Source organism: Bradyrhizobium viridifuturi, assembly GCF_001238275.1.
Lineage (GTDB): Bacteria > Pseudomonadota > Alphaproteobacteria > Rhizobiales > Xanthobacteraceae > Bradyrhizobium > Bradyrhizobium viridifuturi.
Genome location: NZ_LGTB01000046.1, coordinates 46608 through 66530, shown reverse-complemented (window position 1 = coordinate 66530; position 19923 = coordinate 46608). Strand labels below are relative to the sequence as shown.

General features: G+C 65.2%; 15 protein-coding genes and 3 pseudogenes. 8 read left to right on the top strand and 10 right to left on the bottom strand.

The window, feature by feature from the left end; all coding sequences use genetic code 11:
- Nucleotides 1–61: 61 nt before the first annotated feature.
- The 6 genes and pseudogenes from ALC15_RS33695 to ALC15_RS33670 all read right to left on the bottom strand — a co-directional run bounded on the left by ALC15_RS33695 (nucleotide 62) and on the right by ALC15_RS33670 (nucleotide 7005).
- On the bottom strand, nucleotides 62–1261 hold the full coding sequence (locus tag ALC15_RS33695; RefSeq protein WP_050631005.1) for an ABC transporter substrate-binding protein: 1200 nt from the start codon (nucleotides 1259–1261) through the stop codon (nucleotides 62–64).
- A 135-nt stretch (nucleotides 1262–1396) separates the two neighbouring features.
- Nucleotides 1397–3233 (bottom strand): annotated as a pseudogene (locus tag ALC15_RS33690) (AMP-dependent synthetase/ligase).
- 189 nt (nucleotides 3234–3422) lie between these two features.
- A complete protein-coding gene (locus ALC15_RS33685; protein ID WP_050631004.1) occupies nucleotides 3423–4202 on the bottom strand; it encodes an ABC transporter ATP-binding protein in 780 nt (259 codons plus the stop codon).
- Between the two features lie 10 nt (nucleotides 4203–4212).
- Nucleotides 4213–4971 (bottom strand): ABC transporter ATP-binding protein, encoded by a 759-nt coding sequence (locus tag ALC15_RS33680; RefSeq protein WP_050631003.1) that lies wholly within the window; start codon nucleotides 4969–4971, stop codon nucleotides 4213–4215.
- Nucleotides 4968–6119, bottom strand: coding sequence for a branched-chain amino acid ABC transporter permease (locus tag ALC15_RS33675; RefSeq protein ID WP_050631002.1), 1152 nt, complete (start codon nucleotides 6117–6119; stop codon nucleotides 4968–4970). The genes ALC15_RS33680 and ALC15_RS33675 overlap by 4 nt, the downstream gene beginning before the upstream one ends.
- 10 nt (nucleotides 6120–6129) lie before the next feature.
- Nucleotides 6130–7005 carry a branched-chain amino acid ABC transporter permease gene (locus ALC15_RS33670; RefSeq protein WP_021080282.1) on the bottom strand — a complete coding sequence of 292 codons (876 nt, stop codon included), beginning with the start codon at nucleotides 7003–7005 and terminating at the stop codon, nucleotides 6130–6132.
- Between the two features lie 294 nt (nucleotides 7006–7299).
- Between ALC15_RS33670 and ALC15_RS33665 the strand changes: the two genes are divergently transcribed.
- On the top strand, nucleotides 7300–8052 hold the full coding sequence (locus tag ALC15_RS33665) for an ABC transporter ATP-binding protein (RefSeq protein WP_050631001.1): 753 nt from the start codon (nucleotides 7300–7302) through the stop codon (nucleotides 8050–8052).
- A pseudogene (locus tag ALC15_RS33660) lies at nucleotides 8049–9568 on the top strand (permease). The gene ALC15_RS33665 and the pseudogene ALC15_RS33660 overlap by 4 nt, the downstream one beginning before the upstream one ends.
- 21 nt (nucleotides 9569–9589) lie before the next feature.
- Here the strand turns inward: ALC15_RS33660 and ALC15_RS33655 are convergent.
- A pseudogene (locus ALC15_RS33655) lies at nucleotides 9590–10473 on the bottom strand (alpha/beta fold hydrolase).
- Between the two features lie 224 nt (nucleotides 10474–10697).
- Between ALC15_RS33655 and ALC15_RS33650 the strand changes: the two are divergent.
- The 5 genes from ALC15_RS33650 (at nucleotide 10698) to ALC15_RS33630 (ending at nucleotide 15622) form a co-directional block, all read left to right on the top strand.
- Entirely contained in the window at nucleotides 10698–11513 is an 816-nt protein-coding gene (locus ALC15_RS33650; protein WP_050631027.1) for an MBL fold metallo-hydrolase, read from the top strand.
- 146 nt (nucleotides 11514–11659) lie between these two features.
- A complete protein-coding gene (locus ALC15_RS33645) occupies nucleotides 11660–12100 on the top strand; it encodes a MerR family transcriptional regulator (RefSeq protein ID WP_050631026.1) in 441 nt (146 codons plus the stop codon).
- A gap of 90 nt (nucleotides 12101–12190) precedes the next feature.
- Nucleotides 12191–13510, top strand: a complete 1320-nt coding sequence (locus tag ALC15_RS33640; RefSeq protein ID WP_210168614.1) for an MFS transporter — start codon at nucleotides 12191–12193, stop codon at nucleotides 13508–13510.
- Between the two features lie 118 nt (nucleotides 13511–13628).
- On the top strand, nucleotides 13629–14678 hold the full coding sequence (locus tag ALC15_RS33635; protein ID WP_050631000.1) for an amidohydrolase family protein: 1050 nt from the start codon (nucleotides 13629–13631) through the stop codon (nucleotides 14676–14678).
- Nucleotides 14679–14689: 11 nt separating this feature from the next.
- Entirely contained in the window at nucleotides 14690–15622 is a 933-nt protein-coding gene (locus tag ALC15_RS33630; RefSeq protein ID WP_050630999.1) for a GNAT family N-acetyltransferase, read from the top strand.
- 7 nt (nucleotides 15623–15629) lie between these two features.
- On the opposite strand, the gene ALC15_RS33625 is transcribed toward ALC15_RS33630, so the two are convergent.
- From ALC15_RS33625 to ALC15_RS46685, 3 genes are all read right to left on the bottom strand, one after another.
- Nucleotides 15630–16886, bottom strand: a complete 1257-nt coding sequence (locus tag ALC15_RS33625) for an aminopeptidase (protein WP_050630998.1) — start codon at nucleotides 16884–16886, stop codon at nucleotides 15630–15632.
- Nucleotides 16887–17005: 119 nt separating this feature from the next.
- Nucleotides 17006–18295, bottom strand: coding sequence for a class-II fumarase/aspartase family protein (locus ALC15_RS33620; protein ID WP_244486368.1), 1290 nt, complete (start codon nucleotides 18293–18295; stop codon nucleotides 17006–17008).
- The gene (locus tag ALC15_RS46685) at nucleotides 18205–18816 is read right to left on the bottom strand and encodes a carboxymuconolactone decarboxylase family protein (protein WP_094194273.1); all 612 of its coding nucleotides are present in this window, start codon (nucleotides 18814–18816) and stop codon (nucleotides 18205–18207) included. Before ALC15_RS46685 ends, ALC15_RS33620 begins: the two co-directional genes overlap by 91 nt.
- 138 nt (nucleotides 18817–18954) lie before the next feature.
- Between ALC15_RS46685 and ALC15_RS33610 the strand changes: the two genes are divergently transcribed.
- Nucleotides 18955–19914 carry a Bug family tripartite tricarboxylate transporter substrate binding protein gene (locus tag ALC15_RS33610; protein ID WP_050630995.1) on the top strand — a complete coding sequence of 320 codons (960 nt, stop codon included), beginning with the start codon at nucleotides 18955–18957 and terminating at the stop codon, nucleotides 19912–19914.
- Nucleotides 19915–19923 lie beyond the last annotated feature (9 nt).

Genomic DNA, 19923 nt, shown 5'->3' with positions numbered 1-19923 from the left:
CGAGGGTATGGATTGCTTCGCTGCGTTCGCAATGACGGAGTGCCGAACCTCCGCCACGACTTCAGAACATCAGGTTGTCCTTCACCAGAACCCAGCGGCCGCCCTTGACCTGCTGCACCTGGGTGATGGTGTTGGCGAGATGATCCGTCTTGGAGAACTTGGTCGGCGGCGAGCTGAAGATATCGAGGAACTTGTCGCCCGACTCCAGCGCATCGAGCATCTTCTGGCCGGTGAGATCCTTGCCCGCCTTCTGGGCGTAGAAGGCAAACGTCATCACCGCGTTGTAGCCGATGATCGCCTGGGTGTTGGCGTCGGAGTTGAACATCTTCTTGTAGCTGAGCAGCCAGTCCTTCACCTTGCCCTTGGCCGTGTCCTCATAGGGAATCTCGAAGCCTGACGCGGCGTAGAGGCCCTCGACGGCTTCCTTGCCGAGCGCGGGCACTTCGAGCACGTTGGTCGGGGTGGCGCCGAGGAAGGTGACGTCCCAGCCGAGCTTCCTGGCCTCGTTCATCGCGCCGATGGTCTCGCGGATCACGGTGCCGAGCACGACGAGGTCGCAGCCGTCGGCCTTCATCTTGGCGACCTGCGCCGAGAAGTCGGAGGCGCCGCGCTTGTAGCTGGTGATCGAGGCGGGCTGCACCTTCATCGCAGCGAGCTGCTGATTGAAGCCGTCGAGCACGTTCTTACCGTACTCGTCGTCCTGGTGCATGATGCAGGGCTTCTTGAAGTTCTTCCAGTCCATCATGTATTTGAGCGCGGCGCGCGTGCTCTCGACATAGGGCAGCAGGTTGTTGAACTTCAGCCGCTCCTGCGGCTTGGCGGGATCGAACTTGAAGGTGAATTCGGCGGCGGTCAGCGGGAACAGCTGCAGCACGCCGGCGTCGAACAGGATATCCTGCGCGGCGAGCACGGTCGGCGAGCCCATCGGCCCGATCATCGCGAAGATCTTGTCGCGCTCGACCATCTTCTGCGAGGCCAGCACGGCCTTCTTCGGGTCGTAGCCATTGTCCTCCAGGATCATCTTGATCTTGCGGCCGTTGATGCCGCCGCTGGCGTTGATCTCCTCAACCGCCATCTTCATGCCGTTCGACACCGGAACGCCCCAGACCTTGATCGGGCCGGACAGATCCTGGTGCGTTCCGATCACGATCTCGGTCGGCGAGATGCCTTCATTGGTGACCTTGGTCTGGGCTGCGGCCGGCAGACAGGTCAGCGCCAGCGCGCTCACCGCAAGGCCCAGCGCCTTCAGCGATTTCGACATTGCAGTCTCCTCCTTAACAACGGCCCATGGTGAGCGAAGGGTCGGGCCTTCTCGCTCCTTCGCCAATCGCTTCTCAGCTCTCTCCTTGAGCATGATCTATTCGGAAAACCGCTTCACACTTTTCCGGATCATGCTCTATGCCACCGCCCGTTCGCCATACATGGCGTCGATCTCGGCCGCGTAGCGCTTGTTCACGAAGCTGCGCTTCAGCTTCATGGTCGGCGTCAGCTCCTCGTCTTCCGGCGTGAGCTGGCGTTCGATCAGGTAGAATTTCTTGATGGTCTCGACGCGCGCGAACTTGGCGTTGACCGCCTCGACCTCGCGGTGGATCAGGTCCTGGATCTCGCGGGCGCGGCACAGGCTCGCATAGTTGGTGAACGGGATGTCCTGGTCCTGGGCGTACTTCTCGACGTTCTCCTGATCGATCATGATCAGGCAGGTCAGGTACGGCCGCTTGTCGCCGATCACGACCGCGTCGGAGACGTAGGGCGAGAATTTGAGCTGGTTCTCGATCTCGGACGGCGTGATGTTCTTGCCGCCTGACGTGATGATGATGTCCTTCATCCGGTCGGTGATTTTGACATAGCTTCATTGTCGATCGCACCGACATCGCCGGTGTGCAACCAGCCCTTCGCGTCGATCGTCTCGGCGGTCTTCTCCGGCTGGTTGAGATAGCCCATGAACAGGTAGTCGCCCTTGATCAGGATCTCGCCCTTCGGACAGATCATCACCTCGCCCCATGGCGCGGCCTTGCCGACCGAGCCGAGCTTGATGCGGTCCGCCGGCATCATGGTCGCGACGCCGCAATTCTCGGTCTGGCCGTAGACCTCACGCATGTCGATGCCGAGCGCGAGATACCAGCGGATCAGATCCGGCGAGATCGGCGCCGCGCCGGTCAGCGCGATCCGGCAGCGGTCGAGCCCGAGCATGCGGCGGATGTTGCGGAACACCAGCCAGTAGGCCGCACGGTTGGCGAGCCGCAGCGGCAGCGGCGGCGCCTCGCCCTCCAGCCGGCATTCGGTCATCCGGTTGCCGATCGCGAGCGCGCGCGCGTACATCCAGTTCTGGAACGGGGTCGCGTCCTTCAGCGCGATGGTGATGCCGGAATAGAACTTCTCCCAGATCCTGGGCACCGCGAGGAATGCGGTCGGCTGCACCTCGCGCAGATTGTCCGGCACCGTTTCCGGGCTCTCGGCGAAATTCATCACCGAGCCGAGCGCGAGCGAGATGTAATAGCCGCCGACCCGCTCGGCGACGTGGCAGAGCGGCAGGAACACCAGCCGCTCCTCGCTGTCGGTCGAGGGATAGAGGTCGTTGGCGTGGCGCATCTGGTGCGTCACGCTGCGGTTGGAATGAATCGCGCCCTTGGGCGGGCCCGTGGTGCCCGACGTGTAGACCAGGATCGCCAGATCGGAGGCGGTGCGGCTGCCGGTCATCTCATCCCACAAGGCGTCATTGCCCTGCGCATGATTGCGGCCGAGCGCCGTGAACTCGGCGAGCGACAGCACCATCGGATCGGAGAAGCCGGAGAGCCCCTCCATGTCGAACACGATGATCTTCTCAAGCGTCGGACAGCGCGACCGGCAGGTCAGCACCTTGTCGAGCTGCTCCTCGTCCTCGACGAAGATCACCCGCGTGCGGGAATCATTGACGAGGTATTCGACCTGCGCCGCCGAATCGGTCGGGTAGATGCCGGAGGACACGCCGCCGGCGCACAGGATACCCATGTCGGCATAGACCCATTCCGGCACCGCGTTGGCGATGATCGAGCGACGTCGCCAGGGCGGAAGCCGGTCGCATGCAGGGCGAAGGCGATGTCCTTGGAGATCTGCAGCCATTCGCGCCAGCTGGTCGGTTGCCAGATGCCGAACTTCTTTTCGCGGATTGCGGGCCTGTCGCCACGCGTTTGCACCGCGAGCAGAAAGCTCCTCGCGATCGTGTCGGCGACCGTCAGCACCGCTGGTCCTGCCATGCGCGCTCCCTCCTCTGCCGCCTGCTTCGCGCGCCGGCTCGGCTGCCGGTCTTGTCGGCGAAACAGGCCTGAAATCTAGCTCCAACTCGCTGCCAGTGCCAAACCTTCCTCAGCGCTACTTTCGTCGACGCCAACCCTTCTCCAGCACCAGGCCTTCAACGCCAAGTCTTCCCTGACGCCAAGTCTTCCCTACCGCCACGTCTTCTTCTTTTTCCAGCGCCGCTCGCCCCGCGCGCCGGCTTCCTTGGCGCCGAGATAGAACTCCTGGATATCGGGCGAATTGAGCAACCGCTCGCAGGTGTCGTTCATGACGACGCGGCCGATCTCCAGCACATAGCCGTAATGCGCCGTCTCCAGCGCGATCTTGGCATTCTGCTCGACCAGCAGGATCGACATGCCCTGCTCCTCGTTGACGCGGCGGATGATGGTGAAGATCTCCTTCACCAGGATCGGCGACAGCCCAAGCGACGGCTCGTCCAGCAGCAGCAGCGTCGGCCGGTTCATCAGCGCCCGTCCGATCGCCAGCATCTGCTGCTCGCCGCCCGAAAGCTGCCCGGCCGGCTGGCCGAGCCGCTCCTTCAGCCGTGGAAAATAGCCGTAGACGCGCTCGAGGTCCTGCGCCACACCGTCGCGGTCCTTGCGCAGATACGCGCCCATCATCAGGTTCTCGCGCACCGACAGGAACGGAAACACCTCGCGCCCCTCCGGCACGTGGCTGAGGCCGAGCCGTACGATCCGGTCGGCCTCCATGCGCTGGATCGGCTTGCCGAGGAATTCGATCGAGCCCTTCTGCGGATCGAGGATGCCGGAGATTGTCTTCAGCACCGTGGTCTTGCCGGCGCCGTTGGCGCCGAGCAGCGTCACGATCCGGCTGCGCGGCACCTCGAGGCTGATGCCGCGGATCGCCATGATCGGCCCGTAATAGCTCTCGATGTTGGAGAGTTTCAGGATGATGTCCGATGTGCTCATGGCATCGTCCTCAGGCGCCGAGATAGGCTGCGACGACGTCGGGATGGTGCTGCACCTCGGACGGCGAGCCCATCGCCAGCACGCGGCCGTAGTTCAGCGCGATCACGCGGTCGGAGACCCGGTTGACCAGCGTCATGTCGTGCTCGACCATCAAGACCGTAATGCCGAGCTCGCTCTTCATGTCGCGGATCCAGAACGACATGTCGTCGGTCTCTTCGACATTGAGGCCTGATGACGGCTCGTCGAGCAGGATCAGCTTCGGCTCCGAGCACAGCGCGCGCGCCAGCTCGATCACCTTGCGCACCCCGTAAGGCAGGCCCGAGATCAGCTTGTCGCGGTAGGGCTCGAGATCGAGGAATTCGATCACCTGCTCGACCCGGCGGCGGTGCGCCTTCTCGCCGGCGCGCACGCTCGGCAGGAACAAGAGCTCCTGCCAGAGCTGGGTGGTGGAATGGCGATGGCGGCCGACCAGGAGATTGCTCAGCACGGTCGCATTCTCGAACAGCTCGATGTTCTGGAAGGTGCGCGCGATGCCGAGCTTTGCGATGTCGTAGGCCGGCTCCTGGGTGATGTCCTGATCCTCGAAGAAGATCTTGCCCGAGGTCGGCGGGTAGATGCGCGAGATCAGGTTGAAGATCGAGCTCTTGCCGGCGCCGTTAGGCCCGATGATCGAGAGGATCTCGCCCTTCTCGACCGCGAAGCTGACGGCATCGACCGCCTTGAGGCCACCGAAATGCAGCGACAGGTTTTCGGCACGGAAATAGCTCATCGGTTCCGCTCCGATTTCACATAGATCTTCTGCCGCTTGAAGGTCGCGCGCTTGTAGAGCGGGAACAGCTGGAAGAACAGCTTGATCTTGAGCCAGCGGCCATAGAGTCCCAGCGGTTCAAAGAGCACGAACACCACGATGATCACGCCGTAGATCGCGCCCTTCAGCCCATTGGCGGAGGCAAACGCCGCGACCGCATCCTGGATGTGGCCTGCGCGCTCCGTGCCGGCGCCGAGCGTGGCGGCGGCGCCTGCGATCACGCCGGGCATGTCGTCCTTCAGATAGGTCAGGAACGGATCGATCATGACCAGGAAGATCGCGCCCAGCACCGCGCCGTGCAGGCTGAACGTGCCGCCGATCAGGATCACGATGATGAACTCGATCGAGAGCTGCAACGTGAACATCTCGGGCGAGATGAAGGAGAGCTTGTGGGCGAACAGCACGCCGGCAAAGCCGGTGATAGCAGCCGAGATCGCGAACGACTTCACCTTGTAGAGCGCGACATTAATGCCCATGCTGCGCGCCGCGGTCTCGCTGTCGCGGATCGCGACAAAGGCGCGCCCGGTCGGCGAGCGCAGCAAATTGAGCGTGCCGACGATGGTCAGCACCAGCACGGCAAGGCAGAGATAATAGAAGGTCGGGCCGTCGCGCGACACCGTGGTGCCGAGCAACTGCATGGTCTTGACCCGCATGCCCTCATTGCCGTTGGTCACGCTTTCCCAGCGCGCCATGATCTCCTCGACGATGAAGGCAAACGAGATCGTCGCGATCACGAGGTAGATGCCCTGCAGCCGCAGCGCCGGAAATCCGACCAGCGCGCCGACCACGCCGGTCAACAGCCCCGCGGCGAGGAAGTAGACCGGAAACGGCACGTTGAACTGCTGCAGATAGGCCGCGGTATAGGCGCCGATCGCCAGAAACGCGGCGTGGCCGAGCGAGGCCTGTCCGGTGAAGCCGGTCAGGATCATCAGCCCGACGCCGACCGTCGCATAGATGCAGACGAAGACCAACTGGCTCATCAGGTAGCTGGACAGCACGTAGGGCGCGATCACGAGCACCGCGAGCAGCAGGCCGTAGGAATAGACGTAGCCGGAATGCGGGAACAGCCTGATGTCGTCTTCGTAGTCGGTCTTGAAGAGAAACCGCATATGTCGCTCCTCAGACCTTTTTTCGTACGTGAAGGCCGAACAGGCCTTCGGGCTTGAGCAGCAGCACTGCGAGCAGCACGATGTAGGGCGCGACGTCCTTCCAGCCCTGCGGCAGGTAGAAACCGGCCATGCTCTCGATCACGCCGATCAGGACGCCGCCGACCACCGCGCCCGGGATCGAGCCGAAGCCGCCGAGCACCGCGGCCGGAAACGCCTTCAGCCCCAGCACCAGGCCGACATTGGAATGGATGAAGGTGATCGGCGCCAGCAGCACGCCGGCGCAGGTCGCCACCGCGGCCGAGATCGCCCAGACGATCGAGACCACGCGCTTGACTGGAATGCCCATGTAATAGGCAGCCAACATGTTCTCGGAGCTGGCGCGCATCGCGGTGCCGAGCGTGGTGCGGTTGAAGAACAGGTAGAGCAGCGCGCACAGGATGATGGTCGCCGCGATCACCGACAATTTGTCATAGGCGAGCACCAGGCTGCCGATCCGCAGCACGCCCTGGCTGAACGGCGTCTCGATCTTGAAGTCGTCGGTGCCCCAGATCATGCCGGCGACCGAGCGCAGGAAATAGCCGAGCCCGATCGTCGCCATGATGATGGAGAATTGCGGATAGCCGAGGATCGGCCGCACCACGAGCCGCTCGGCCAGCATGCCGAACAGCGCCATGCAGATCACCGCGCCGGCGAAGCCGACCCAGTAGTTCAGCCCGAGCATGCCGATGAAGGTGAAGGCGAAAAAGCCGCCCAGCATCATCAAATCGCCTTGCGCGAAATTGACGACCTCGGTTGCCTTGTAGACCAGCACGAAGCCGAGCGCGATCAGGCCGTAAACGCAGCCGAGCGCGATGCCGCTGACGAGCTGCTGAACAAAGTCCAGCATCGTTCCCTCCCCGATGCCCGGCGATTCTTATCCGATCGCTCGTCGCATCCCGCCTTCACGCCCTTGTGTCGGAAGCGCTGAAAGCCGCCTATGTCCGCCCCGATTGAGCCAAAACGGCCGATCCCTGTCAACAAACCGCTGTTCCGGCTATATCATCACATTTACGGAGATATGCCGCAGCACGGACTAATACGGATATCGCATTCGATTTGCCCCGTGCGATTCATTGCACCGAAATGGTTTTTGTCCAAGGTTACGCAACCGACGAGCGAACTCCCGGATCGCCACCACATCATGACATCGCAACTGTCCGCACTGGCCCTGCGAGGGTTAACCAAGCGTTTTGACCGCCCGGCGGTCGACGCGCTCGATCTCACCATCCGGGTCGGCGAATTCTACGCGCTGCTCGGGCCGAACGGCGCCGGCAAGACCACGACGCTGCGCATGGTGGCCGGGCTATTGCGGCCCGATGCCGGTTCGGTGTCGATCCTCGGCATCGATGCGCTGGCCGATCCGGTCGCCGCCAAGCAGATCATGGCCTGGGTGTCCGACGAGCCGATGATCTATGACAAGCTGACGCCGCTCGAATATCTCGAATTCGTCGCCGGCCTGTGGGGCATCGATCCCCGCACGTCGGAGCAGTCGGCGCGCAATCTCCTGATCTCGCTCGGGCTCGAGCCGCATCTCAACGAGCGCTGCGAAGGTTTCTCCAAGGGCATGCGCCAGAAGGTGGCGCTCGCCGGCGCGCTGGTGCACGATCCCCGCCTGATCATTCTTGATGAGCCGCTGACCGGCCTCGACGCGCTGTCGGCGCGTCACGTCAAGGGGCTGCTGCAGGAGCGCGTCCGCACCGGCTGCACTGTGATCATGACCACCCATATTCTCGAGGTCGCCGAGCGCATGGCCGACCGGATCGGCGTGATCGCGTCGGGCAGGTTGATCGCCGAGGGCACACTGGCCGAGCTGCGCGAGCGGAACGGCCGCAACGACACCACGCTCGAAGACATGTTCATCGCGCTGGTCGATACCGAAGCGGCGGCCGCGTGAGCTCGACCGCCCATCTCACGTGGTTCGCGCGCCACGAATTCCGCCTGGCCTGGCGCGAATGGCTGGCGATGATGACCGGCGGCCGGCGCCGGCGCAATCGCGCCCTGATCGGTCTCTTGGTCTTCGCGGCGATCCTGCATCTGCCGGCCTATGCCGTGGTCGCCCGCTATGTCGACCTCAGGTTTCCGCTCGATCCGTCCTCGCTGATCGTGCTGACCGCGACGATCTTCCTGTCCTGGGCCTTGATGCTCTCGCAGGCAATCGAATCGGTGACGCGGGTGTTCTCGCCCGCGCCGATCTCGATCTGATCATGTCGTCGCCGGCGAAGCTCACCAACATCTTCTCGATCCGGATCGCCGCGATCGCGCTGACGGTGAGCAGCATGGCGCTGCTGCTGTCGACACCGTTCATCGACGTGCTGGTCTATCTCGGCGGCCCGCGCTGGCTCGCCGGCTTCGGCGTCGTGCTGGCGATCGGCCTGTCGGCGGCGGCCGCGGCGATCGCCGTCACCGCGTTCCTGTTTTGCGTGATCGGGCCGAGCCGGACGCGGATGGCGGCGCAGATCGTCTCCGCCGTCATCGGCGCCGGCTTCGTCATCGCTCTGCAGATCGTCGCCGTGCTGTCCTATGGCACGCTGTCGCGCTTTGCCTTTCTGACCTCCGCCACCGCGGCACGCATCGCCCCCGCGCTCGACAACCTGGTCTGGTGGCCGGCGCGCGCATCGCTCGGCGATCTCGAGATCATGTTGCTGCTGCTCGCCACGGCGCTCGTGCTGCTCGGCGTCGTGATGGCGGTGTTCGCGCCGCGGTTTGCCGACACGGTCGCGCGCGTCGCCGCCAATCCGGCCACGGTCACGCAAGGGCGTTCCCGCACGTTCCGGCCCGGCTCGCGGCAGCAGGCGCTGCGCCGCAAGGAATTCCTGCTGCTGCGGCGCGATCCGTGGCTGCTGTCGCAGAGCCTGATGCAGATGCTCTATCTGCTGCCGCCGGCGCTGATGCTGTGGCGCAGCTTCTCCGGTACGTCGACCGCGATCGTGCTGATCACGCCCGTCATCGTCATGGCCGCAGGCCAACTCGCCGGCGGGCTCGCGTGGCTGACCATCTCGGGCGAGGACGCGCCCGACCTGGTAGCGACCGCGCCGCTGCCGCCGTCACGCGTGATCCGCGCCAAAATCGAGGTGGTGCTGATCGCCATCGCGGTGGTGTTTACGCCGCTGGTGGCCGCGCTGGCGTTTGCCTCGCTCGCTCAGGCCGCGGTCACGGCGATCGCAATCCTGATCGCGACCGCATCCGCCGCCGCGGTCCAGCTCTGGTTCCGCGCGCAGGCCAAGCGCAGCCAGTTCCGCCGGCGCCAGACCTCCTCCCGCATCGCGACCTTCGCCGAAGCGTTCTCCTCGATCGGCTGGGCCGCAACCGCGGCGCTGGCGCTGACGATCCCGATAGCTGCGCTGGTCAGCGGCGTTCTGACGCTGCTGACGCTCGCCATCGCCTGGCGGATCAGCCCGCGCCAAGCCTGACACACCAGGCCTGACACACCGTTACGCCTTCATCACGTCGATCACGGCGGCGGCAAAAGCCTCCGGCTGCTCCTGCGGCAGGTTGTGGCCTGCGCCCGGGATCACGCGATAGGCGCGGCGAGCTGTGTATTTGGCCGCGCTGGCACTGCCGTCGGTGGCAGCCGTCACCCCGTCATCGGCGCCGTCGAGCGTGATGGTGGGCACGGTAATCACCGGCAATGTGTCCAGCCGCCGCTGCAAATCCGCGTATTGCGGGTCGCCTTCGACAACGCCGTAGCGATGGCGATAGCTGTGGATCACCACATCGACATAATCGGGATTGTCGAATGCAACGGCGGTGCGCTCGAAGCAGGCATCGTCGAATGCCCAGCCCGGCGACCATTGCGACCACAGGATCCGCGCGATGCCGCGCCGGTCGGCGGCAAGCCCCGCGCGTCCCCGCTCGAGCTGGAAGTAATACTGATACCAGAGCGGCACCTCGCGCTCCGGCCGCGCCGGCACCATGCATGCGCGATGTCCTGGATCATGTAGCCGTTGGTGCAGACCAACCCGACGCAGCGTTCCGGCCAAAGCGCCGCGCCGATCGAAGCGGCACGGCCGCCCCAATCATAGCCGGCGAACACCGCGCGCCTGATGCCGAGCGCATCCATCAGCGCCATCATGTCGGCCGCGATCGCCGCCTGCTCGCCCGAGCGCGGCGTCGCCTTGTCGCGAAACACCGTCGGCCCGTAGCCGCGCAGATAGGGCACGATGACCCGGCAGCCCTGCGCGGCCAGGATCGGTGCGACGTCGACAAAGCAATGGATGTCATAGGGAAAGCCGTGCATCAGCAGCACGACCGGGCCATCCGCCGGGCCGGCCTCATAATAGGCGATGTTGAGCACGCCTGCGTCGACATGGCGCAACGGCTCGAGCCGTTTGGTGGATGATGCGCGCGGCGCGGAGGTATTGTCGGTCACGCAGAACTCCCTGATCGCTGTGATCTGCGATGATAGCGCCTGCCGGCTGAATAATCGCCCGGATCGTATTGCAGCCAGCGCCGTGGAGCGATGCGCCGGCCTCATCATGACGGCACGGCAATTGCGCGCTAGTCTCGCGGCGGTGGATGTCGCCGCCGACGGAACAGCTCATGCTGAGATTGCTCGCCGCGCTTGTCGTGCTGGGAACGCTGACCGGTCACGCGGTCGCGCAGGATGCTCAACGCAGCGAATGCCTGGCGATGGCCAATGCGCCGCCGCGCGCCACCCCGGTGAGCTACCGGCGCATCGCCGCCAAAGCGGATAAGGTCGCGATCACCTATGCCGGCCACTCGACCTACTACATCGACACGCCCGGCGGCATCCGGATCGCGACCGACTACAATGGCGTCTATCAGACCGGACGGCTACCCGACGTCGCGACCATGAACCGGGCCCATGCGACGCATTACACGCTGTTCCCCGACCCTAAAATTGCCCATGTGCTGCACGGCTGGGGCGAGAACGGCCAGGCCGCGCACTACTCGGAGCGGATCGGCGACGTCTATATCCGCAACGTCACCACCGACATCCGCCGCTATTGGGGCGAAGACGCCGGCGGCGCGATGATCAAGGACGGCAATTCGATCTTCATCTTCGAGGTCGCCGGCCTCTGCATCGGCCATCTCGGCCACCTCCACGTCAAGGTCGACGACAGCCAGTTCGCCGCGATCGGCCGGCTCGACATCGTGATGGTGCCGATCGACGGCACCTATACGATGTCGCTCGACGGCGTCTCCGAGATCACGAAGCGGCTGCGCGCCTCGGTGGTGCTGCCGATGCACCGCTTCGCGACCCCGCTCGACGAGTTCATGCGCCTGATCGGCCAACAGTTCGAGATCGACCGCCGCGGCGGCGAGCGGACTTTGAGGATTTCGCGCGACACACTGCCGGCGACGCCGACGGTGATCATCCTCGACGGGGTGTGAGGCAGCCCGCCCCTGACACGATTTCGTCAACCGGCGATTTTCGCGCTTGACCTAGAGTGTGCTCCAGCTTGTTCACTCGGAAGCGTCTGGCGGATCAGCCGCACGTCGCATGATCCCGCCGGCGCCATGAAGGCGGTCTTACCATGATGGATGCCCGAACAACCCAGGCGCCCAGCGCGCTCCACATCGGTGAGATCGCGCGCCGCTCCGGCCGCAGCGTCCACACGATCCGCTGGTATGAGATGCAGGGCTTGATGCCGGGCGTCGTCAGGGACCGCGGTCGCCGCCGCGTCTACAGCGATTACCATATCGGCTGGCTCGACCTGATGGAACGGTTGCGCCTGACCGGCATGTCGATCCGGCAACTCCGCGAATACACCACGCTGGTGAAGCAGGGCAGCGCCAGCCTGCCCAAGCGCCGCGCCCTGCTCGCCGCCCATCAGCTCCGTGTGCATGCGATGATCGCCAAATGGACCGAGGCACTGACGCTGGTCGACGCCAAGGTCGAATTCTACGACGAATGGATGGCGGGCGCCGCCGGCCAACGATTTCGCCGCAACAGCGGGCGCGCGCCAGGCGCTCGGTGAGCAAAGCCTGAACAAGGCCTGAGCGCCTCTTCCGACCTCCTCAGAACAGGATACGCGATGGACGATATGCTTCGGCGTAAACCCTTTGCCATGCGCGCATCGCAGCGACTGACGCTGCTGACGCTGTGCCTCGCCGTCACGATCGCGCACATCGACACATTCATCGTCAATCTCGGTGCGCGTGCGATCGGTGATCATTTCGGCGCCGGTGTCGACCAGTTGCAGTGGATCGTGGACAGCTACAATCTGGTCTACGCCGTCTCGCTGCTGCCCGGCGGGATGCTTGCGGACAAATACGGCCGGCGCCGGATCCTGATCTGCGGCGCCCTGATCTTCAGCTTCGCATCGCTGCTGTGCGCGGCCGCGCCGTCCGCACAGGTGCTGATCGGCGGACGTGCCCTCACGGGTGCCGGAGGCGCGCTGATGATTCCGGCCTCGCTGGCGATCATCCGCGTAGTTTGGGACCAGCCGGACGAGCGCGCCCGCGCACTCGGCATCTGGGCCGCCTGCAACGGCGTCGCCATGACGCTGGGACCGAGCCTTGGCGGGCTGCTGATCCCATGGCTCGGCTGGCGCAGCATCTTCCTGGTGATCGTGCCGCTCGGCCTGCTGGTCGCTGTGATGGCCGGATCGACGGTCCCGGAATCAGCGAACCCGCAGCGGCGCGCGTTTGACGCTCCGGCCCAGTTCTGCGGCGCGCTGGCGCTTGGAAGCCTGACCTATGCCGCCATCGGCGCACGGTCGACGCCGGGCGCGACGATCGCCATGCTGGCCGTCGCCGTGCTTTCGACATTCCTGCTGATCGCGATCGAGCGGAAAAAGGGTTCCGAGGCGCTGCTGTCGCCCGAGATACTCAGCGCCCGTCAGTTCCGCGCCGCGATGATCACCACCACAGGCATGACCTTCGGCGGCTATGGCATGGTCTTCGTCTTGCCGCTGGCCTGGCAGTCGAGCGGGCGGTTCGATGCCCCGGCAAGCGCCGCCGCGTTACTGCCGATGTCGCTGGTGTTCGTGTTGGTCTCGCCGCTCTCCGGCACGCTCTCTGACAAATTTGGACTGCGCGCGACAACATCGGGCGGCGTGACGCTGATGAGCGCCGGCCTCCTGATGATCGGCCTTGGCGGCCTGCAACCAAACATCGCCCTAGCCGAGTTCGGACTGGCCATCACCGGCCTCGGGCTCGGCCTCGCGGCAGGACCGCTCTCGGCGATGGCCGTCGGCGACGTCGCGGCTGCGCGGGCCGGTACGGCTGCGGCGCTGATCAACGTGGCGCGGATCAGCGGTGCAACGATAGGGGTCGCGGTGCTCGGCGGATTGTATGCGGCGACCCGTGGCGGCCGCCAAGGCCTGCTGGTTGCGATGCTCGCCGGAAGCCTCGTTCAGCTCGCCGCGCCGGCGCCGCATGGATGATGGCGCAGCGGAATGCGCCGGGGCTGCGCATTTGACCAGTTCGCGCGCGGCTCGTTATCCTTCGCACAGCCGACATCGGATCGGCGGCCGACAAGAGCAAGAACAGGGAGCATCATCCATGGCCAGCACTCTGCCCGCCTCTGCGAGCGGGCTCTATGCCAATCCGCGCGAAGACTGGCTCGCCCAATACACCGAGGAGATCATCGATCCCGGCCGGCCGATCGTCGACCCGCATCATCACCTCTGGGATCGCGGCGGACTGCGCTATCTGATCGAGGAGATGCGCGACGACATCGGCTCCGGCCACAACATCGTGGCGACGGTCTATGTCGACTGCCGGTCAATGTATCGCGCCGACGGGCCGGAGGCGTTCCGTCCGGTCGGCGAGGTCGAGTTCGCCAACGGCGTCGCGGCGATGGCGGCAAGCGGCGGCTATGGCAAGACGGCGATCTGCGCCGGCATCGTCAGCCACGTTAACCTTCTGATCGGCGACCAGGCCAAGGCGGTGCTGGAGGCGGAGATTGCCGCCGGCAACGGCCGGTTCCGCGGCATCCGCCACTCCTCGGCCTGGGACGAGGACCCCAACGTCGCCCACATGTATGCGAACCGGCCGAAGGGCATCCTGCTCGACCCCACCTTTCGTAGGGGGTTCGCGTGCCTGGCGCCGCTCGGCCTCAGCTTCGACGCCTGGTTGTTCCACCCGCAGATCGGCGAGCTCACCGACCTCGCCCGCGCCTTTCCCGACACCAAAATCGTGCTCGATCATTGCGGCGGCCCGGTCGGCACCGGCCGCTTCGCCGGCAAGCGCGAGGAGACCTTTCCGGTCTGGAAGGCCTCGATCCAGGAGATCGCCAAATGCCAAAACGTCGTGGTCAAGCTCGGCGGGCTGGCGATGTGCCTGCTCGGCTACGACTTCCACCTGCGTCCGAGGCCACCCTCGTCGGAGGAACTCGCCGCCGCCTGGCGGCCCTATGTGGAGACCTGCATCGAGGCGTTCGGGCCGAACCGTTGCATGTTCGAAAGCAACTTCCCACCTGACAAGGGACAGTGCAGCTATCAGGTGATCTTCAACACCTTTAAACGGCTTGCATCACAATATAGCGAAGTTGAGAAGACGGCGTTGTTCTTGAAGACGGCAAAGGATGTCTATCGGCTCGATATCGGGTAAACTTCCGACTCATGGATGACGGCATCACCATCCGGCCGCTTCGAGAGGCTGATGCAGAAGCGGTGGTCGAGCTTTACGCAAAGGCAGCTGCGGTGGAACCGCGGCTGGGCCCTGTCACGCTGCCGCAATGGGACCAGTTCCTGAAGCTGCCGCAGAACCGTGGCGGACGCGACTTTCGTGTCGCCGAGCGGCACGGCCGGCTGGTCGGCCTAGCCGAATCCTCGTTGCGCGACCAGGGCACGCATCACAGCCGGTTCCTCAAGATCGTCGTGACGCCCGAGATGCGGCGTCGCCGCATCGGCCTCGCGCTGTTCGATGACATCATTGCGCTCGACAGCGACGCGGATCTCACCGTGCAGACGCTGGTGAGCAGCGACTGGCCGGCCGGTATGGCCTTCGTGGCCGCCTTCGGCTTTGTTCATCTCGAGTCCGAAATCGGGATGAAGTGCGTCGAGCCGTTGCAACCGGCGCGTACGCTTGCCGCCGCGCGCGCCACCATCGAGCAGGTCAGCGACGTGACAGCCTGCGCGGCCGAGGTCGCGCGCATTCACAACGCCGCCTATGCCTCGGACGCAGCCTTCCGCCTGTATTCTCCGGAGGAGATGGCGCAGGTCCTGACCGAGACCGAAGTCTGGATCGCGTCGGAAGATGGACAGGTGTCGGGCTTCTGCCTGACCGAGCCCGAGCGGAACTCGATGTGGATCGAGTCGGTTGCGGTCGACCCGGCACGGCAGGGACGTGGACTCGGTCAGCTTCTGGTCTACCGCGTGCTCAGCGCGCACGACGTGTCGGTCGAGCATCCCTGCTGGCTCAACGTCTCGAGCCGCAACGCGCCCGCGCTGAAGATCTATCGCCGACTCGGCTTCAGGCCGCAGCACGAGACCTGCCGCTTCAGCGCCACGCGAGGCGACCTGCTCGCCGCGCGGCAGCGGAGTTTTCGTTAGCGGGCCGCTATGCCCACTCGCCCTTGCGGAACACCGGCACGCTGCGGCCGTCGGCATGGATGCCGTCGATGTCGGTATGCGCGGAGCCGATCATCCAGTCGATGTGGATCAGGCTCTTGTTGCCGCCCTGCTCGGCGATCTGCTGCGGCGTCAGCTTGTCGCCGTTGATGAAGCATTTCGAATAGCACTGGCCGAGCGCGATGTGCGAGGCGGCGTTCTCGTCGAACAGCGTGTTGAAGAACAACAGCCCGCTCTTCGAGATCGGCGAGGAGTGCGGCACCAGCGCCACTTCGCCGAGCCGGCGCGCGCCCTCGTCGGTGTCGAGCACCTTCTTCAGCACTTCCTCGCCGCGCGACGCCTTGGCCTCGACGATGCGGCCTTCCTCGAACCGGACCGAGATATTGTCGATCAGCGTGCCCTGGTAGGATAGCGGCTTGGAGGAGACGACATGGCCGCTGACGCGGCGGCAGTGCGGCGTGGTGAAGACTTCCTCGGTCGGGATATTGGCATTGCAGACAATGCCATTCTTGGCGGTCGAGGCGCCGCCCTCCCACTCGTGGCCGTCGGCGAGGCCGATGGTGAGGTCCATCCCGGGACCGGAATATTTCAACGCGTGGAAGCGCTGGCCGTTCAGCCATTCGGTGCGCTCGCGCAGCTTCGCGTTGTGCCGTTCCCAGTTGGCGACGGCGCCATCCTGATCGACCCGCGACGCGGAGAAGATCGCGTCCGCAAGCTTGGCCACCGCGACGTCCTCGGCATCATCGGGGAATACCTGTTTGGCCCAGGACGTGCTCGGATAGGCGATGATGTTCCAGTTGGTGTCGAAATTGACGATCTTCTCCAGCGCCGGCTGGTAAGCGATCGAATTGGCCTTGCTGGCGCGCGCGACCTTGGCCGGGTCTTCACCCGACAGCAGCATCGGATTGTCGCCAACGATCGCAAGCCGCGCGGTGTTGGCGCCGAACGCCTTGGCCATGCCCTCGTAGAGCCAGCCGGCGGCACGATCGAAGCTCGCGTCATTGGCGTAGCGGTAGCGCGCCAGCGTCAGCTCCTCGTCCGAGAAGAACGGGGTCACGAGACCCGCGCCGGCCTTGTAGGCATGCTCCACCACCCGCCGCACCAGCGGCATCGCTGCGGCAGGCGCCGTCAGCAGCAGGTCCTGTCCCGGCTGCAGCTGCAGGCCGACCTTGATCGCGACTTCGGCGAGCCGATCGAGCTTCACGGGATCGATCGAGGCGGAAAGGTTGCGTTGATGTGCGGTCATGGAGCGTCCGGCCGTGTCGTTCGAGGGATTTTCAGGATTCGTAGTCCAATTCGATCCGCATTCGCAAGGTTCCCGCCCGCCGCAGCCGATCACGCGACAGCGAGCGATTGCCGCGAATTTTACCGCTTCGCCGAGGCCAGGACCCGGTCGACCATCTCGGGCGCCAGGCCGAGGTAGTTTTTCGGCGCGGTGAGACGGTCGATCGTCGCCCGGTCAATCCGGCTGGCGACGCGCTGATCGGCGGCCAGCGCCTCGGCCAGGGTCAGGCCCTTGTCGTTGGCGACACGGCAGGCGTCGTAGACCACGTCATGCGCCTCCTGCCGTCCGATCGCGGGCGCGAGACCCATCATCACGGCCTCAGCCACAATGAGCCCGCGGCTGATGTCGAGATTGTCGGCCATCCGCTTCTCGTCGACGATCAGGCCGCCGAGCGCGAACCTGGCCTGGTTCAGCGCGCCGGCGGTGAGCACAAAACTTTCCGGGATCGCCATCCACTCGGCGTGCCACGGGCCGGTCGCTCGCTCGAAATCCTGCACCATCGCATCGAGCATCAGGCCGGCATGCTGGCGCACCGCCTTGGCGGCGGCGAGCATCAGCTCCGACGAGATCGGATTGCGCTTCTGCGGCATGGTCGAGGACGCGCCGCGTCCCTTCACGAAGGGCTCATAGACCTCGGCGAACTCGGTCGACGCCATGATCATGATGTCGAGCGCGATCTTGCCGAGCGTGCCCGTGACCAGCGCCAGGAAATTCACAGCCTCCGCCAACCCGTCGCGCGCGACGTGCCAGGTCGAGACGGGAACGCCGAGGCCGAGCTCCTCGCACAATGCCTTCTGGACCTCGAACCCCTTGTCGCCCAATGAGGCCAGCGTGCCGGCGGCGCCGGCGAACTGGCCGACCAGCACGCGCGGCCTCAGCTCCGCCAGCCGCGCGGCGTGGCGATCGAAGGCGGCAAGCCAGATCGCGGTCTTGTAGCCGAAGGTCACCGGCAACGCCTGCTGCAGGTGGGTGCGGCCGGCCATCGGCGTGTCTCGGTATTTTTTTGAGAGTTCGGCGAGGATGCCCCGCAGCGCGCTGATATCGTCCTCGATGATCTCAAGGCCGTCGCGGAGTTGCAGCACCACGGCGGTGTCCATGATGTCCTGCGTGGTCGCGCCCCAATGGACGTAGCGGCCGGCCTCGCCGCACTGCTTCGCCATTTGATGCACCAGCGGCAGGATCGGGTAGCCGACCACGTCGGCCTCCTGCCGCAGCAGATCGAAATCGAGCGCGGCGACGTCGGTCCGCTTTGCGATCTGCTCGGCAGCTTCCGGCGGGATCACGCCGCAGCGCGCTTCGGCCTTTGCCAGCGCGACTTCGACCTCGGCGTACCGCGCAACCAGCCGCAGGTCGGAAAACACCTCGCGCATCTCGCGCGTGCCAAAGGCGTCGCGGAACAGCACGGAATCGAGCACGGTGGTGGAAGTCGGGAAGGCGGACATGGGCGCATCCTGTTGCCGGTCGCAGTCGGCAACGTCCCTATCACGCCGCCGGCCGCTGCCCTAACCCTCAGGCGGCGCCTCGCCGAACACCTCGGCTGCGATCTTGCTGGTCTCGATTGCAGCGGGATGCCGCAATACATCGCGACCAGCAGCAGCACGTCCTGTACCTGCGCGGCGGTGCAGCCATTGGCCAGCGCGCCCTTGGCATGAACGCGGAACTCGGCGGGCTTGCTGCTCGCCGCGGTGATGCCGAGCATCACGAGGCTGCGGATCTGGTCGGACAGCCCGCTGCGCTCCCAGACGTCGCCATAGACGTAAGCATTGATGATGTTTTGCAGCGGCGTGCCAAAATCGCCCGCGGCCGCCATCCGCTTGGCGACATCGACCTCGCCGAACATCTTCTGGCGCCGCCGCAGCCCGCGCGCATGGAGATCGCTGATATCCACCATCGTCGTCTGGCTCCCCTGTACGGGCTATTTATACGGATAAATATGTCGTACCTCAATATTCCGATGGGCTGTCGGCTTGCATTTCTGACTTATTTGTCCGTATAAATTTGGCAAAAGCAGATACGGGAGGGGACCAGGATGAAGTTACGGCTGGGGCTGCTCGTCGTCCTCTTCGCTGCGCTTCGGGTCCTGCCGGCCGTGGCCGCAGACGATTTCCCGCAACGTCCCCTCAAGATCATCGTGCCGTTCCCGGCCGGCGCCGGCCCCGACAATGTTGCGCGGCTGATCGGCCAGCATCTGCAGGACGCGTTCGGCCAGACGGTGCTGATCGAGAACCGCGCCGGCGCGCTCGGCAGCATCGGCGCCCAGGAAGTCGCCCGTAGCGCACCCGACGGCTACACGCTGCTGATGGGCACCAACACCACCCATGCCAGCAATGTCGCGACGCTGAAGAGCCTGCCCTATGATCCGGTTAAGGATTTCGCGCCGGTCATCCGCACCACCACGACGGCGATGGTGCTGCTGGTCAACCCGAAGCTTGCAGCCAGGGACCTGTCGCAGTTCCTGAGCTACGCCAAGGCCAACCCCAATCTGACCGCGGGCTACGGCTCCGGCGCATCGCAGATCTCGATCGCGCAGCTGCAATCCCGCGGCGGCCTGTCGCTGGTCGCGGCCTCCTATCGCGGCGTGCCGCAGGCGATGACCGACGTGATGGCCGGGGTGATCGATCTGACCTTCGGCGATTTCTCGGTCGCGATTCCGCAGATGCAGGGCGGCACCCTGCGCGGGATCGGCGTGACGTCGGCGACCCGTAACGAGCTCACGCCCGGCCTGCCCGCGCTGTCGGAAGCGATGCCCGGCTTCGAGGCGACGATCTGGTACGGGCTGTTCGCACCGGCCGGCACGCCGGAGCCGGTGGTCAACAAGATCTATGCCGAGTGCGCGAAGTACCTCGCGATGCCGGAGACCAGGAAGAAGCTCGCCGATGTCGGCGTGATGGTGGCGCCGCTGGCGCCGGCCGAGTTCGGCGCCTTCGTCAAGAGCGAGGTCGTGCGCTGGTCGGCCGAGGTCAAGGCGGCCGGCATCCAGCCGCAGTAGCGCGAAGCG

Bases quoted from the DNA above. Each gene is read 5' to 3' on its own strand.
- ALC15_RS33695 (WP_050631005.1), bottom strand. From the start codon at position 1,261: ATGTCGAAATCGCTGAAGGCGCTGGGCCTTGCGGTGAGCGCGCTGGCG.
- ALC15_RS33685 (WP_050631004.1), bottom strand. From the start codon at position 4,202: ATGAGCACATCGGACATCATCCTGAAACTCTCCAACATCGAGAGCTAT.
- ALC15_RS33680 (WP_050631003.1), bottom strand. From the start codon at position 4,971: ATGAGCTATTTCCGTGCCGAAAACCTGTCGCTGCATTTCGGTGGCCTC.
- ALC15_RS33675 (WP_050631002.1), bottom strand. From the start codon at position 6,119: ATGCGGTTTCTCTTCAAGACCGACTACGAAGACGACATCAGGCTGTTC.
- ALC15_RS33670 (WP_021080282.1), bottom strand. From the start codon at position 7,005: ATGCTGGACTTTGTTCAGCAGCTCGTCAGCGGCATCGCGCTCGGCTGC.
- ALC15_RS33665 (WP_050631001.1), top strand. From the start codon at position 7,300: ATGACATCGCAACTGTCCGCACTGGCCCTGCGAGGGTTAACCAAGCGT.
- ALC15_RS33650 (WP_050631027.1), top strand. From the start codon at position 10,698: ATGCTGAGATTGCTCGCCGCGCTTGTCGTGCTGGGAACGCTGACCGGT.
- ALC15_RS33645 (WP_050631026.1), top strand. From the start codon at position 11,660: ATGGATGCCCGAACAACCCAGGCGCCCAGCGCGCTCCACATCGGTGAG.
- ALC15_RS33640 (WP_210168614.1), top strand. From the start codon at position 12,191: ATGCGCGCATCGCAGCGACTGACGCTGCTGACGCTGTGCCTCGCCGTC.
- ALC15_RS33635 (WP_050631000.1), top strand. From the start codon at position 13,629: ATGGCCAGCACTCTGCCCGCCTCTGCGAGCGGGCTCTATGCCAATCCG.
- ALC15_RS33630 (WP_050630999.1), top strand. From the start codon at position 14,690: ATGGATGACGGCATCACCATCCGGCCGCTTCGAGAGGCTGATGCAGAA.
- ALC15_RS33625 (WP_050630998.1), bottom strand. From the start codon at position 16,886: ATGACCGCACATCAACGCAACCTTTCCGCCTCGATCGATCCCGTGAAG.
- ALC15_RS33620 (WP_244486368.1), bottom strand. From the start codon at position 18,295: ATGCGCGAGGTGTTTTCCGACCTGCGGCTGGTTGCGCGGTACGCCGAG.
- ALC15_RS46685 (WP_094194273.1), bottom strand. From the start codon at position 18,816: ATGGTGGATATCAGCGATCTCCATGCGCGCGGGCTGCGGCGGCGCCAG.
- ALC15_RS33610 (WP_050630995.1), top strand. From the start codon at position 18,955: ATGAAGTTACGGCTGGGGCTGCTCGTCGTCCTCTTCGCTGCGCTTCGG.